Below are 17,340 nucleotides of genomic sequence, written 5' to 3'. Positions count from 1 at the left end.
GCCCACCGGAAATTGGCTGTTCTTTCTCTATTTTTGCAGAAGTACTTGCTCGCTCTGCTGGGTCGAACGATTGTATGAACCGATCCCGGTATGCTTCAAACAAGTATTGCGAGACAGCAAGAAGCGTCGGGTACTCTACCAATACAGGTGGAGTAAGCTCAAGCTGATAGGCTTGATTCAGCTTGTTTGTAAATTCGGTCAGCTTAATCTGGTCAAAGCCGTACTCATGGAGCTCCGCGTAGATATCTATATCCTCTTTCTCCACCTTGAGCACATCAGCGACCATTTTCCGCAAAGACACTTGAATCTCACTTTGCAAGCTATTCGAATGAGCTGTTGCGGTCACAGAGGTTGCCGTTTCCCCTATCAGCCTCTGCTTCATCCGTACACGATCACCTTCCATGACCATCAACTGATCTTGTCCCGAAGCTAACCCCTGATACAAGCAGTTGATACCCGAAGCTGTCTGCATAGCAACCATGCCAAGATCGTCCCACAATCTCTTTTCTGTCTCTTCGCCTACCTGCATTCCGCCCTCTTTCCACAGGGGCCAATTGATGGAGATGGTCTGACCTCTCCGTTCACCTAGCGCGATCTGCTCGTTGCGGTAAACGGAGTAGTTATCCATAAAGGCGTTGGCCATCGCATAATCTGCTTGGCCCATATTGCCTAAACCTCCAGCGGCTGAAGAAAAGAGGACAAAGAAATCCAGATTCAGTCCCTTAGTCGCTTCGTCTAAGTGAAGAAGTCCCGCAACCTTTGGCGCGAGAACTGCTAGTACTTCTTCTTTGGTTTTTTTCAAGATAAAGTTGTCGAAAGTCACGCCCGCCCCGTGAATGATCCCGTGAAGATCGCCAAAGTCTGTTTGGATACTTTGGATCAAATCCTCTACGGCCTGTTTCTTCGTGACATCCACTTGGCGGTATTCGACTCTGGTTCCGGTTCCGTTGTCCGCAAGCTTGCGAAGCTGTGCTTGCTTCTCCTCAGTCAGCGCAGAGCGTCCCGTCAAAATCAAGGTGATACCACGGGCTTTCTTCGCCATCTCTTCGGCAAAAAGAAGTCCCAAGCCACCTGCTCCGCCTGTGATCAAATAAATCCCGTTGTCTTTCCATGGCATACTGACTTCATCCTGAGGAGCAACCTCACTCCAACCCGCTATATATCTTTTTCCTAACTGATAGCGAATCTGTCTGTCTGTAGGGCAAAGGCTGTTTGCTCTCAACTGCTCCGCTAATTTCGCTGAATCTTCCGTCAAATCAATCTCGATCAACTGTCCGATTACTTTCGGGTTTTCGATCTGTGCGGTTTTCAACAGACCAGCTAATCCAGCAAACACTCGTTGTTCCGTTTCAAAAGGAACTATTATCTGAATCAGCATTTTCCCCTTTGGCTTTGCTTGAAGAAGGGCTTTTATTTCTTCAAACGCCTGAACAGCATACGCTTGGAATCTTTCCGCTATGCCTTGCTGATCCGATTGCAACACTAGGAACCGCGCACCGTTTATCTGAGATGAAAGGCTTTCCGATGAAATCTTCCCTGGTTCGCAGAGCATCACCACATGCTGTTCATATTCAGGTGCTTTGGCTTCCTTGGGAATGCCTTTTTCGATCCAAACAGGCTGCAGCATCAACGTATTAGTGATTTTTCCTACTTCACCTGTACCTTTGTTTTTTGCGACTCCGGCAGCTTTTTCACCTTCGAGGACCCTCGTTGTGAATCCCTTCATGCTAACGCAAATTGTGCCTCGCTCATCACACAAATCAATGTCGAGCTTCTGTACTTTTTGCGTAGCTGCATGGCCGTCACTGTATCGAACCAACGCCCATACAGCAGTTGTAGAAGCACCGTAAATGTTCAATTCCTCCAAGGCAAAAGGCAGGGATGGCTGAAGATCGGAAGTGCCCATCATGAATCCAAGCGATGCCTGTAATGCGGCGTCCATCATACTCGGATGAAGGACAAATGCCTCTGCTGTACCCGTAACAGAAGAAGGCAAGACAAGCTTCGCCAGCACTTGATCTGGCCCAACAAACAGCTTCTCAATCCCTTGGTGTGATGGACCGTATGCCAGTCCAATCCCATGGAACGTTTCGTAGCATTGGCTAAAGCTGTAACTGATCTCTGTGCACTGTGCTTGAATGGCGGAAAGGTCGAGCGCTGGCGCCTCCATAGCTGATCGTAGTACTGCTCTACCCTGGCTATGTACTACTAGACTCTCCTCGGCTTCCCTTGGCTGGCTATAGATTTCAAAAGTGATTTCACCATTCTCTTCCGGGTATAGTCCCGTGTGTACTTGGATGGGGGCATCTTCGACGATAACTGGTTTCGCCCACACGATATTTTTCAGTGTAATCACCGACTGGTTATCCGTTCGGACACCTGCTGCCATATCCACAGCCACTCGTGCCATCTCCAGATAAGCTACCCCAGGCAAAACCTTTTGTCCGTTCACGACATGATCTCTCAGGAAAAACTCCTGCCCTGTAAACGTCGAGCTGTGCCGTTGCTCCGAAAGTGTAGACGTATTTTGATGCAGCAAGGGATGCAGGTAAGCCGGCGCCCCTGCGGTAAAACCAATGGTTTGTGACTCCACCTTTGGCAGCCAATAGCGCTCTCTTGCAAAAGGATAGGCAGGCAAGCTGATTCGACGAGGCTTTGTTTCCCCATAGAGCTTGTTCCAGTCAAAAATCAACCCCTGTACCCACATCTGCAAAATCTTTGCGTATTTCCCTTTGGTGATCCACGTCTCGATTGCCTGTTGTAAATCCTCATCTGCGGCAAAAACATCCATCGTCTCTTTATTCCGCTTTACCTGACCTGTGAACAGGTCTTGTCTATCATCCTCATCTTTCAGATAATACGTTAGCTTCGCTTCAAGCTCGGAGATCGACTTGACGATCACAGCGAGCCGCTCTTCCATCGCTTCACGTCCTACTTGGAGCGTGTAGGCAATCTCAGCCAGATCGTTGTCCGTCAGCACTTTCTCCCGAATAGCAGACAACAACCGCTGCACCTGCTCCCGGAGACGGTCTTTATTCTTCGCTGACAGTACGATGACAGCTGGATTTTTTGCCGAGATGCTGCTTGGTGGGCGGTGTTCCGCTTCGATATATTCCTCTATGACGAGATGAGCATTTGCCCCTCCCGCCCCAAAGGAGGATATCCCCGCAATTCTTGCATATTCTCTGGTTACTCCATCGATTTCAATGACAGGTCGCTTCCATTCCGCCAGCTCTTGCTGCACCACAAATGGCGTCTTGCTGAAATCAATGTTTGGATTAAGTGTGCGGGAATGCAAGGACGGAACTAGTCTCTTGTATTTCATTTGCAGCAATATCTTGGTTAACCCTGCGATCCCTGCCGCACTCTCGCCATGCCCGATATTTGACTTGGCCGAACCAATCGCGCAGAACTGATTCTCCTTCGTGTATTCCTGAAAGGTCTTCGTCAATCCGGCAATTTCAATAGGGTCTCCCAAGGAAGTCCCTGTACCATGTGCCTCTATATAGCTGACCGTTCTCGGATGAATTCCTGCTTCTTCAAAAGCTCGGCGAATCACTCTTGATTGAGAATGAGGATTGGGAACCGTATAGCCGTTTGTTTTTCCACCATGATTAATGGCGCTTCCTTTGATCACACCATAGATGTGGTCTCCATCAGCAATTGCTCTTGCCAGAGGTTTGAGCAATACGGCTCCGACTCCTTCGCCAGGTACATATCCGTCTCCACCTTCCCCAAAGCTTTCGCATCGTCCTTTGCTGGAGGCGAACTTGCCCTGCGACAAATACAAATATTTATTTGGATGAATAGAAACGTTCACACCACCTGCTATCGCAACCTCACATTCGCCACGCTGTAAGCTGTGACACGCTAAATGAATACCCGTCAACGAAGACGAACACATCGTATCGACCGCCATGCTTGGACCGTGGAAATTGCAAAAATAGGAGACGCGGTTCGCGATAGAAGCTGGACTCCCCGCAATCGCAAGCGCTCTGCCCAACGCCTGTTCAGCGGACGCATAGAGCTGGTATTCCTCGTACATAACGCCTACGTAAACACCAACATTGCCTCCCAAGCCTTCGTGCTTGCCCAGCGTTTCGCGCGTATACCCTGCGTCCTCTATCGTTTCATAGACACACTGTAAAAATAACCGCTCCTGTGGGTCCATTAGCTCTGCTTCCCTTGGGGAAATATGGAAGAAAAGCGGATCAAATTGATCAACACCATCTATGAAGCCGCCCCATTTGGAATACGATTTACCGATCTTATCCTTCGCTTCATCAAAGTACAGACTGTGATCCCAACGGTCTTTTGGGATTTCGGTAATACAATCCTTGCCATCACGTAGGTTTTTCCAAAAGTCATGGATATTCCATGCTTGCGGATAACGTCCGGACATCCCAATAATGGCAATGTCCAACGCCCCTTTTGCTCGCTGGGTTTCCATGCGCAGGGACGCGAATCGTTGAGACTTACGTTTTTTGCTCCTGCGCTCTGTCTGTGCTTTCCTCTCATCCACCATCGTTGCTTCTGATTCTTGCGCGAGGGAGGCTTCTGCATTTTCCCTCATCCCCAGGATGTGCATCAGATTTTCACGGTAGTTTTCAAGAAAATACCCGGTTAATTCTTTTATCGTTTGGTATTCAAAAAATAACGTTTTTGGTAACGAACCAAATTGCTTTTCCAGCTCCTTGGTCATCTGCATAGCCACAATGGAATCGACACCGTATTTTTCCAACGAGGCGTCTGCTTCCATTTTATTGGCTGGCAATTTGATCACGGAGGAAAGCAGCTTTTTAAAATAAGGGGTTGCCTGTTCCATCAGTGAGGAGGAATCTATGGCCTTCTCCCCTTCGAGAGGAACGGAAGCTTTTGGCGCTTCTACTTCTGATCTAACAGATTCATTTGCGATCCTGCGCGTAGAAAAGCCCTTCATCCGCACTTGGACATTTCCGTTCTCGTCACACAAATCGATATCAAACTTCTCCACTCTGTCTCCAGCCCTACTGCCTTCCCTGTAGCGAATGAGTGCCCACATGGAAGAGGAGCAAGCACCTACGATCTCCATTTCTTCAAGAGCAAAGGGAAGGATCAGCGAAAAATCACTGGTTGCCATCATCAAGCCAAGGGACGACTGTAGAGCTGCGTCGAGCAAACTCGGATGCAGACCAAATTGGCCTTGGGTCTTCACCACGGAAGAAGGCAGAGACAGCTTCGCGAGCACCTGCTCCTGACCAATCAAAATCTGCTCGATCCCACGATGTGCAGGCCCATAGTCGACTCCCATCTTTTTGAAAGCGTCATAGCATTGTTCCGCGCTGAGTGTGCTTAGGCTGCACTGTTCCTGCAATACGGAGAGATCGAATGATGGAATATCTGGAATGGAACACAGTACGGCACTTCCTTGACTATGTACAATCTCCACCGTTTGTTCCCGGTCTTGGTTGCTATCGCTGTAAATTTCAAAAGCTATCTCACCATTCGCCTCAGGATAGAGTTCGATATGTGCCTGAACGGGCTCTGGCCCAACAGCCAAAGGTTGCGTCCAGACCACATTTTTGAAGCGGAGTCCTTCCGGTTCTCGCTCCGAATCAAGCCCTCTCGTCGCCTGCTGGATCGCTGCCCGTGCCATCTCCAGATAAGCCGCACTTGGCAAGACACGTTGCCCCTTAATGACATGGTCACTCAGGAAAAACTCCTGTCCCGTAAACATGGAGCTAAACCGCTGCTCCATGAAATCAGATGTATTTTGGTGTAAGAAAGGATGAATCGCACCCACACCTGCGCTGCTGCTAACAGACCTGGCGTGGGTCCAATACGATTCCTTGGCAAAAGGATACGTCGGCAAACTGATCCGACTCGGTTGCTCCTCCTGGTAGAGCTTGTTCCAATCGATAGATAAGCCCTTCACCCACAGGTCGAGAAGCTTGCTGTACTTTCCGCGTTCCATCCATCTCGCAATCGTTTCTTCTAATTCATCATCGGACGTCAAAATATCCAGCATTTCCTGATTTCGGTTTACCTGACCACGATACAAATCAACAATGTGCTCTTGCCCTTCTACATAGTCTGTTAGTTTTTGTTGCAACTCCTTCATAGTGCCTGCGATGACAGCAATGCGCTCTTCCATGGCTACACGTCCTACCTGAAGCGTGTACGCCATGTCTGCTAAGTGCTCATCGGACAGAGAGTGTTCCTGGATAAAAGCTAACAACTGCTGAACGATCTCAAACAGCCTCTCCGCATTCTTTGCTGACAAAACAAAAATAGCCGGGTTCTGAGGTGTGATTTTCAAACCGGATTGCTTTTGCTCTTCCGGAATATATTCTTCGATAATCACATGGGCATTGCTTCCCCCTGCACCAAACGAGGAAATCCCTGCAATTCGTGGATATTCATTGGTTGTGCCATTGATCTCTACAATCGGTCGTTTCCACTCTGCCAACTCTTGCTGAACCACAAACGGCGTCTTGGTGAAATCAATATTGGGATTGAGCGTACGGGAATGTAAGGATGGCACTAATTTCGCGTGCTTCAGCTGCAATAATATTTTCGTTACGCCAGCAATCCCTGCCGCACTTTCACAATGACCAATATTCGACTTCGCTGATCCCAATGCACAGAACTGTTTGTCTTGGGTGTCTTTTTCAAAGGCGCGAGTAAGTCCAGCAACCTCGATCGGGTCTCCTAGCTCCGTTCCGGTTCCATGTGCTTCCAGATAACTGACCGTTCTTGCATGTACCTTGGCACGTTGTAGGGCATCCGCCACTAGCTGCGCCTGCGCCTGCGGATTCGGGACGGTATAGCCATTCGTTTTCCCACCGGCATTCATCATGCTTCCTTTGATGACTCCGTAAATATGGTCACCATCGGCTATCGCCTTATCCAAAGGCTTCAAGACGATAGCCCCTACACCCTCTCCATCCACAAAGCCGTCCGCTTGATCGCCGAAGGACTTGCATTGATTCGAAGGAGAGAGCATCGTCAAAGCTGACAATTTCATGTAGTGGACGGGATCGACAATGAGATTGACTCCCCCTGCGATTGCACACTCGCTTGTGCCGCTGTACAAGCTTTCCAAGGCGAAATGAATCGCGGTGAGAGAAGCGGAGCAAGCCGTATCCACCGCCACGCTCGGACCTTGAAAGTTTAATAGATAAGAGAGGCGATTCGCGATCGACCAATAAGTGGCTCCCGTTGGGTAATTGCCATTCATCACGCCGACAAAAACGCCTACTTTTCTGCTTTCACACAGAGTTGTAGGCGTATATCCAGCGTCCTCAATACTCGCATAGGCTTCTTGTAAAAATAACCGTTCTTGCGGGTCCATCTCCTCGGCTTCTTTGGGAGAGATTTGAAAAAATAAGGGATCGAATTTATCCATATCATCGATAAATCCGCCCCATTTTGTATACATCGATTCCTTCTTGCCTTTTTCTTCGTCAAAATAGCTCTGCCAATCCCAGCGATCCTTAGGGATTTCAGAAATGCAGTTTTTCCCCTCTTTTAAACGATTCCAGAATTCATCCACATTTTTCGCCTGCGGATAACGCCCGGAAAGACCGATGATCGCCACATCCCGCACCACCGATGAAGGCGAAATGGATTCCTTTCTTTCTTGTTCCCGAACGGATAAAAAGCGTCTCATGTTTCTCACAGGAAGATCGGTGTGCGCCGTTGAAGCAGCGACGGGCAATGCTTCCTCAACAGCTTCTTGTGCTTCTACTCCTATTACCTTGATCAACGCTTCCTTTTGCGTCTCGATGAGATACGCTACCAAGGCATCAATCGTTTGATACTCGAAAAAAATCGTACTGCTCATATTCGCAAAATCTTTGCGAAGCGAATTGGTCAATTGCACAACCAGAATCGAATCAATCCCGTATTGCTCTAATGGCGCAGACGATTTTATCTGATGGGTCGGAATTCTGAGCGTTTCACCAATCAACATTTTGAGATAAGCCGTGCTTTTATCGCGAAGGAATTCCTCCGTGACTCTGCCTGACTTTTTCGCTGGTTTCGTGGGTACAGGCACTTGTTTTTGGAGTGGCATCGCCTTCAGCTTTGAGGCTTGCTTTTTTGTAGGCGAATACGCAACTGTTACCGCCGATTGCCTCGGTTGGCTGCTGTAACGAATCACCCCATCGCTTTCTGCCACAATAATTTGTTGACATAAATCCAGCTGGTCTTCTGCTGGCAGGAAAACAGATCGGTATCCTGCCTTCTTCAACACCTTTTGCCATGTTTCAACCGTTAACAGGGGGCAGCCAGGAATTCGCCATTCTGGATCATCATAGCGCCACCAGCCATCCAGCAAGCCAAACGTCAAGTGAGCAAACAAGGTATTGCTCGTTAATTCATTCAGAATTAGCAAGCCATTTTTCTGTAACGTTATTTTGGCGTGGAGCAAGGTTTGGCTAATATTTTTTGTCGCATGCAGAACATTTGTGGCAATCACGAGATCATAAGTGTCCGCAGCGATCCCCTGCTCCTCAACAGGCTTTTCCACGTTAAAAATCCGATACGTGAGATATGGATTTTCTGCTCCATATTCTTTTTCGGCGTGAAGCAAAAAGGCTTGCGAAAGATCGGTATAACAATATTCCTCGATATGTTTCTGAAAGGGCTTTAGCCTTGGCAGTACGATCGCACTCGTTCCACCTGTACCTGCCCCGATTTCCAAAATGCGAATCCGAGCAGAAGGATCTTGCTCCGTACGCTGCTTCACATAGGTAACAATCGTATTGGCGAGCACTTCATTAAAGTAGTCCGCAACCTCATTGTGTTTATAAATCCCTTCCACCAGTTCCATCGAGGAATTAGGGAACATGATGTCCGTAGCTGGAATCTTTCCTAACAAAATATCTGGCAGTACGCGCATGGTTGCCTCTACCAGAATCACCTGCGCTTTACTATTCGGGTCGTTCAGCCATGCTGTTTTTTCTTCCTCCCATTTTTCCCATGCGGTTTCGAGATTGATAGGGGTAGTATCTTTTGCGATGAGTGACTCTCCATCGTATGCAAGATACTGGTTTTGTACGAGAACGGCTATGCTTTCTTCCAGCCATTTGCCGTACCTGTCATGCAATTTGGCTTTGAGTTCTCCGATCGTCTGGTTTTTTACCGTGAACAGCCCGATTGACTGTAATTGACCATAGAGTAGTTCACTGAGAAGCTTATCCATTGTATTCATTTATAAGCCTCCATTTCAGATTGTCTGCGTTGAGACGAAAACTCTAGTTTGGGCATCTCATTCTTTACGCGTTCGATGTGGGATACTAGCTTTTCAGGATAGATGTAAATGGATTTATCCGGATTTACTTTAAGCATGGCCTGTGATTTCGTTGTTTTCACCAACGCGACTTGATTGATGGGTCCTGCAAGCAGCTTTTCCAAAGCCTCCATCGCTTCACGAGGTTCAATGGAGCCTAATCCTGCCTGTGCCATTCTCTCCTGATAATCCTTGGTGGCAACAATGCCCACGTTCGCCCAGTATCCCCAATTCATCACCTTCACTGCACTGAGGCTATGCAACGATAGCTGGTGCGCGAATATATCCTTAAACGTACAACCTGACGCATAATTGCTTTGTCCAGGCGACTTGGTAAATGAATTGATCGATGAAAAGAACATGACAAAATCCAACGGCTCCCGATCAAATACTTGAGCAATCCGCACGCTTACATCAACCTTTGCCGAAAGCCCCGCACGGAAGCGCTCTTCGTCCATATTCGCGAGACTTTTATCTAGCAGAACAATTGCGGAATGAATGACTCCGTTCACTTGTTTATATCTTTTTTTGATTTCTTCATAAGCAAAGTACAAGGACTTGCGATTCGTCGCATCCGCCGCGATATAGACAGGAGCAGGTCCGAGCTTTGCAAGTCGATCCACTTTGGCTTGGATCTCTGCATTTTTTTCTCGGCGTCCAATCCAGATGATTTGGGCTTGATAGGTGCTGATCATGTACTCGCTCCAGACTTCGCCAATACCGCCAGCGCCTCCGATCACCACATAGACTCCCCCCTGCCTGTAGGAAGCCTGTTCCCTTTCCATTTGACGCAATGGAATTAATTCCTGACGATACCATTTCCCTCCGCGATAAACCGTTGCATTCCCCTCAGCATCTGGCGGAAGTGTGAAAACATCCTCTATAGGCCAAACACGACCCGCTTCCAGATCAACCAGTCGGATACGCCAGTTCGTGTATTCTTTTGCCATCGAACCGACTAAACCGTAAAGACTGGCATGAATAGGATTCACCACATCGTTCGGATGAATCGGTTGAGTCTGGAAAGTTACGAGACTCCATCCTAGCTTCTTGGTATCGTAGCCCAGTTTGAGCAGCGCTTTTAGCAAACGAAATACATGAAATACACCGCGCTCCTGCTCGATGATCAGGGCCTCTTCTGCCAGGTATTCCAAATCAATCCATGGCGCAATCCAGATGATATGGTCAATCGAACCAATCTGCTCCAGCTTCACGGCTAGTTCATCTATACTTTCTGCGGGCGTAATCTCCATAGTAGCTGCCCGCGGATAGCGTTGTTGAACAAGGCTTCGGTTCTCGTCATCTGCACAAACAATCAGAATACGCTCGCTTGCAAGTGGCGTTTCCGAACCATGAGCCACTACAGCCTCTTCCCAAACAGGACTCAGCAGCATGGTTCCAATCAGCGATTCGCTTGCGGTCTCAACTGCCCCTTTTGCTGCTGTACGATCTGTTTGGATCTCTCTTTCCAATACCCGAGATGTGAATCCCTTCATCCGTACACAAATCGTTCCTGTGTCGTCACATAGGTCGATATCGTATTTTTCCACCTTATTCCCTGCTTGGCTACCGTCGCTGTAGCGCACATATGCCCACATCTCAGAGGTGCACGGGCGAATGATTTCCATTTCCTCCAGGGCAAAAGGCATCACTGGCTTGCGTTTTGCCAAACTGTCAGACGACATCACGTCACGAGAAGAAAGTGTCAACTCCACAGATGCCTGCAACGCTGAATCCATCAAGCTTGGATGCAAGACAAACTGATCCACTGACCCGGTGACCGATAACGGTAAAACCAGCTTTGCCAAGACTTGTCCAGACCCGACATATACCTTGTCTATTCCTTTATGTCCGCGTCCATAATCAATTTGAATCGCTCTGAAGAACTCATAGAATTCCTCGGATGAAATCACCTGCTCGCTGCACTGCTCTTGCAAAACGGACAAATCAAGCATGTGCAACTCCGAGCGTGGAGTAAGCACAGCATCACCTTGACTGTGTACCACGATCTTGGCATCACTGCCCTCTGCCTCGCTATAGATTTGGTAGGATACTCCCCCATCTTCGTCGAGTACGAGGCCCGTATGTACCCGAACAGGCTGATCGCCCACAACGATCGGACGAGCCCATATGACATTCTGTAGCTTCATCGACGTATTCTCGTGGACGTCTTCTCCTACAGCTTGCTCCATCGCGCTTCTTGCCATCTCCAGATAGGCAACTCCTGGTAATACCCGCTGCCCTTTGACTACGTGATCCGCCAAGAAAAACTCTTCTCCCGTGAAGGTGGAGCTAAACCGTTGCTCGGAGAAAGTAGACGTGTTCTGATGCAGCATGGGATGGATCACGGATGCTGTGATGGTAGTTGCCGCTCCCCTTACAGCAAATGCTTTTGTTTCACTCTCCAGTACCCAATGACGTTCCTTGGCAAAAGGATACGTGGGAAGTGGAATACGCGAATACTGATCGTTCGCAAACAGCTTGTCATAGTCTAATCCATATCCCTGCACAAACAATTCTGCGACCACAGATAGCTGCTCCAAATATTCGCTGGCCTGACTCGTTACCTGCAGATTCTCGATGCTTTGATTTCCATAACGTTTCAATGCGATTTGTTCACGATGATCTTTTTCATTTAATTCAGAAACAAAAGCCTGTGATGCTTTTCCTGTTTCCAGCCACTTTTTCAAAAGCTGGACAAGCTCGGCTGTATTTTGAACAAGGCAGGAGAAGCGGTGATGGAAATGCTTTCTGCCTACTAACAGCGTATAGCTGATATTTCCACAATCCGTCTCCGGTGCTTTTTCACAAAACGAAAGCAATTGGGCAGCCTGCTGACGCAATTGTTCAAAAGTACGCGCCGTCAGCACAAGCAAATAGCCCGGTTTTTTTGCATGATTCCGCTCTACCTGTGGCGCCTCTTCGATTACCATATGCGCATTCGTACCGCTGGCTCCGAAGGAACTGATCGCAGCACAGCGTTTGGCTTGAGGCTCCACTGACCATTCCTGCAGGCGTGTATTGACATAAAAAGGGCTGTCTACAAACTTAATATTGGCATTCCCCTCTTCAAAATGCAGGGATGGCGCGATTTGTTTGTGTTTCAATGACAAAAGGATTTTGATGACCCCTGCAACACCTGCTGCGATCTGGGTATGTCCAATATTCGTCTTGATCGATCCAATCGCACAAAATTCCTTTTTATCCGTATAGGCCCGAAAAGCACGAGTGAGCGCTTGATACTCAATCGGATCTCCCAGCTTGGTCCCTGTTCCATGCGCCTCGACCATTGTAATTTGCTCAGGATTGATGTCGAATGTATCGTAGACATTGCGTTCCAAGCGTTCCTGGGACTTCGCACTCGGCGCTGTAATCCCATTCGTCGTTCCATCCTGATTGATTCCCGAGCCTCGAATGACACCGTAAATATGATCACCGCAAGCGAGCGCTTCCGAGAGACGTTTCAGGACAACGACACCAGCGCCTTCCCCCGTCGCAAAACCATCTGCCCGCTCATCAAACGTGTGGCAGCGTCCTGTCGGTGACAGCATACCTGCTCGCTTGGCCGACAAATAAAAGCCCGGCGTAGATTGAATGAAGACACCACCTGCCAATGCCATGTCGATCTCACCTGTCCGCAAGGCTTGGCACGCCATATGAATCGCCACCAAGGAGCTCGAGCAAGCCGTATCAATCGTGACAGCAGGTCCCTGCAAGTCCAGATGATAAGCAACCCTGGCAGGCACAATAGACTCCATATTTCCCCAGAAGGCTTGGGCAGGAGGATTCTCTCCCACGAGACGATCATAATCGCCTTTGGCGCATCCCGCGTAGACGCCGCATTGGATTCCTTGCACACCTTGACCCGCATAGCCAGCATCCTCCAACGCCTTCCAGGATTCCTCCAAAAAGAAGCGTTGCTGCGGGTCCATATAGTCAGCTTCCAAACCGGAGATATTGAAAAAAAGCGGATCAAACAAGTCAATATTTTCTACAAGCCCGCCGTATTGATAGCCCTCTTCCTCGTCCAAACCGTACGCTGATAAATCCCAGCGAGTCACTTTCCTAAGCAAATCCGAGCCGCTCACCAAGTGGTCCCATAAGTCGTCAGTGTTGCCAGATGAGGCGAACTTGCCACTCATTCCAATAATCGCAATGGGTTCAGTAGGGGACGAAGCTTTTTCGGACACACTCCTTTTTTCCTCTGAAAGCATTGGAGTTGCTTGAATATATGGCTCGGTCTGAATAGCAGAAACGGGATCTTCCCTCTGCTCGAACAGACTGATCTTCTGCCCTAACGCTTGAGCAATAACCGCTTTGTACACAGACAAAATATAACCTGTAAGTTGATTTACTGAACTGTAATCAAACAGAATCGTTGTCTCAATTTCAATCATCAACGCTTGATTGATCTCTTGCACCAATCGAACGCCAAGAATCGAATCCAATCCATAATCTCTGAAAGGCTCTTCTACATCGATCGAATCGACATCGACTTCCAATGCGGCACCCAGCTTTTCAATAATCATATCCTTCACATAATCCGTCACCGTCTGCTCGGTCACTACAGATTGGCTTGGAATGTTTTGCGGTGCTGTTGCCTGCTGTACAACATCAGGGTGAAGGACGCCATCGCTTTTTCCAATGACAATCTGTTGTCCAAGATCATGCGCTTCCCGAGCTGGAAAAGAGATCGTGTGAAATCCTTCACTTTCCAGTACCGTTTGCCAACATGCCGGAGTTAAGGCAGGAGAACCAGGAATACGTACATCTGTATCTTCAGACAGCCACCAGCCCTCCAAAAGACCAAAGGTCAAATGAAGGAACAAGGAATTACTGCTAATCTCATTTAAAAGAACCAAACCGTTTTCTCGTAAAACAGCCTTGGTATGGCGCAAGGTTTTGCGAATATCTTTGGTGGCATGCAGCACATTAGCCGCAATCACCAGATCGTAGTAGGCCTCTCGAACCCCTTGCACAACAAAAGGCGCTTCCACATTAAAAATTTGATAGGTCAAATACGGAACATGCGGTCCATATTCCTTTTGCGCGAACATCAAAAATGCTTTGGAGATGTCGGTATAGCAATATTCTTCCATAAACGGCTGATAAGGCTTCAGCTTTTCAAAGACAAACGTGCTCGTTCCGCCCGTCCCCGCCCCAATCTCTATGATGCGAATTTTTGCCGAAGAATCTTTTTTCACCCGTTCTTCCACATAGGCTGCGACTGTTTCCGCGAGCACCTCATTGTAGTGATCTGCCACCGGGTTATTTTTATAGATAGGTTGTACTAATTCCATAGAAGAGCCTGGAAACATGACATCTGTAGCAAGCTTCTTGCCTGTTACAATGAGCGGCAGAGATTTCATCGTTGCTTCCAGCAAACTGATCCGCACTACCAGATTGGCATCTTCTCGCCATGCCACCTTACGTCGATCCCATTCTTCCCATACCGCTTCTACTTCGGTCAAAGTCGGATCGACCACCAGGCATTGCTCTCCATCATAGCCATCGAGATAGCCGTGACGGGTTAGCATCGCCATACTTTCTTCCAACCATTTTTCATAACGCACAGGGAAGCCTGTTTTTGCCTTGAGGTCGGCGACATTCACGCTCTTGGCAATAAACCAACCGATAGACTGCATTTGCGCCCATAACAGCTTGACGAGAAGCTCGTCCATTTCCTTCCACAATTCGGGATGGGTATTGGGCAAGCGATCCTGTCGCTCGGTTTTGGGCAACCAATAGCGTTCCCCTCTAAATGGATAGGCGGGCAGAGGAACCCGGCTGTATCTGCCGTTTTTATAGAAGGAACTCCAATCCAGCTTGTATCCTTTTACAAATAAATCGGCAAGCGTGGCCAGCTTCTCTTTTCTTGCCTGGTTGGATAGAGAACGGTTCTCTGCTACTTCTGCCATTAATTTTTCTCCGAACTCTCTCAAGCTCTTTTCTAGCCGCACGTCTGTTTCATCCTGGACAAAATAGTCAGCAGCTGCTCCCGTTTCCATTACTTCCGCGATTTTTTTCCGTAATTCATCTACGTCCTTGGCAATAAACATGCAACGATACGAAAAATGGCTTCTCCCTGTGAACAAGGTATAAGAAATATCTTGTTCGTGAAAACGTCCCGCTTCTTTTTCTAACCATTGGGACATTTCATCCAGTTTTTGTGTGAGGGCTGACTCGCTCTTGGCTGAAAACGGGAACAAGTAATAGGCTCCTGCTTGCTGATTGCCTGATTGCGGTTGTAGCGTAGGTGCTTCTTCCAAAATCAGATGACAATTGGTTCCATTCGATCCTAAAGCGCTCACACCTGCTCTTCGCGGAGTGGCATCACTCGTATTCCATTCCATAAGCTCCGTATTGATGAAAAAAGGACTCCCGGTCAATTTAATATGCTTATTGACCTCCTTGACGCTAATCGTCGGAGCGATCTTCTTATATTTCATCGCCATGACCACTTTAAACAAACTCGCCAGTCCCGATGTCATCGTGGTATGACCGATGTTGGGCTTATGTGAGCCAATCGCGCAAAATTGTACTTTATCCGTAAATGAACGAAACGCTTCAATCAATGCCTTCACTTCAATAGGGTCACCCAGCTGCGTTCCAGTTCCATGCGCTTCGATATAACTGATCGTCTCTGGATCAACCCCTGCATTCTCATACGCATCCACAATTAATTCTTTTTGGGCAAGCATGCTCGGTGCGGTAATCCCGTTTGACTTTCCTGTCTGATTCACCGTTGAGCCCTTGATGATTGCATAAATATGGTCGCCATCTTCCACTGCTTTCGCAACTGGTTTCAGTACGACCGCCCCAACGCCTTCTCCAAACACCATGCCATTTGCATCATTGTCAAAGGTGTTGCATGTTCCATCCGGTGAAACTACCCCCATTTTCGAGGACATCACAAAAAATTCAGGGGAGCTGTGAATCGCAACGCCGCCTGCAAGAGCCATTTCGGTTTCTCCCCTGCGAAGACTGTCGCAAGCCAAATGAATGGCTACCAAAGCAGAAGAACAAGCTGTATCTACCGCAAGACTTGGTCCCTTGAGATTGAAAAAATAAGAGAGTCTTGCTCCTAGCATGGACATTTCATTGCCTAGCATCGTTTGTGAAGAGACACCTTCGGCCAACATGGATTTCTCCTGGTAGTCTGAACGACGCCCTCCAACAAACACACCTACTTTTCTCCCCGCTAACTGGTCAACCGAATATCCGCTATCTTCAAAAGCTTTATAGGATTCTTGCAGGAACAATCGTTGTTGGGGGTCCATACTTTTTGCTTCATCGGCGGAAATATTGAAAAAGGATGCATCAAATTGATCAATGTCCTTGAGAAGCCCACCGTAATATTGATCCTCTTCCCAACCACTGCGTGTTATTCCCTCGATACAACTGTCGCCAGATGCTATATGCTCCCAAAACTCTTCCACTGAATCCGAGCCAGCAAATCTGCCTGCTATACCGATGATCGCGATATCAGAGTGGCGAATTTCGTTTTCGAAAACAGTTGGCGGGATTTGGCTGTCGTCTACTGCTATCTCCGTTGCAAATTGGAGAGATATATATTCTGCCAGCTCCCCCACCTCTGTATAATCAAAAATAACTTCTACGCCAAGCTGAATCCCCAAGTCAGCATTGATCGCTTCTATTAATTCGACCGCCAATACAGAATGAATGCCAAGCTCAACGAAGCTTTTATCAAAATTCAAGGTTTCCACAGATGTATCCAATAGCTGAGCCAAGATTTTCCTTATCTTGCTCGCAATCGTTGATGATCCGTTATCGGACTGGGTACGGCTTGCTGGCGGATATTTTTCGAAAATGTGCCTGGCTAGCAGCTTGGTATTCTCGTGATCAAAAACGGCCTCAATCCCCAAGTCTATGCCTAGCTTCTCATTTATCATCTCAACCATTTCTACTGACAATACCGAGCTGATACCTAATTCCACAAAGCTTTTATCGAAATCCAAGGGATTCGTCGTATCTTTTACTAAGTCGGTCATTACTTCTTTCACTATTGTTTCCACATCATGAAATGAATGAAAAAGTACCTTCAT

Annotated in this window: 2 protein-coding genes (1 of these 2 running past the window's edge); both read right to left on the bottom strand. The window is 47.9% G+C overall.

From position 1 onward, the window contains the following. On the bottom strand, window positions 1-9,196 hold the 5' portion of the coding sequence (locus HPY31_RS07960; RefSeq protein ID WP_172139956.1) for an SDR family NAD(P)-dependent oxidoreductase. 2,690 nt of this gene lie to the left of the window's left edge; 9,196 of the gene's 11,886 nt are visible here — the first part of the coding sequence; the start codon lies at window positions 9,194-9,196; the stop codon falls past the left edge of the window. Then, window positions 9,193-17,340, bottom strand: coding sequence for an SDR family NAD(P)-dependent oxidoreductase (locus tag HPY31_RS07955; RefSeq protein ID WP_172139954.1), 8,148 nt, complete (start codon window positions 17,338-17,340; stop codon window positions 9,193-9,195). Before HPY31_RS07955 ends, HPY31_RS07960 begins: the two co-directional genes overlap by 4 nt.

It is taken from the genome of Brevibacillus sp. HB1.3, assembly GCF_013186635.1.
Taxonomy (GTDB): Bacteria; Bacillota; Bacilli; order Brevibacillales; family Brevibacillaceae; genus Brevibacillus; species Brevibacillus brevis_D.
The sequence above is the reverse complement of the archived record's forward strand: the minus strand, read 5'-3'. Positions and strand labels throughout refer to the sequence as shown.

Bases quoted from the DNA above. Each gene is read 5' to 3' on its own strand.
- HPY31_RS07955 (WP_172139954.1), bottom strand. From the start codon at position 17,340: ATGAAGGTACTTTTTCATTCATTTCATGATGTGGAAACAATAGTGAAA.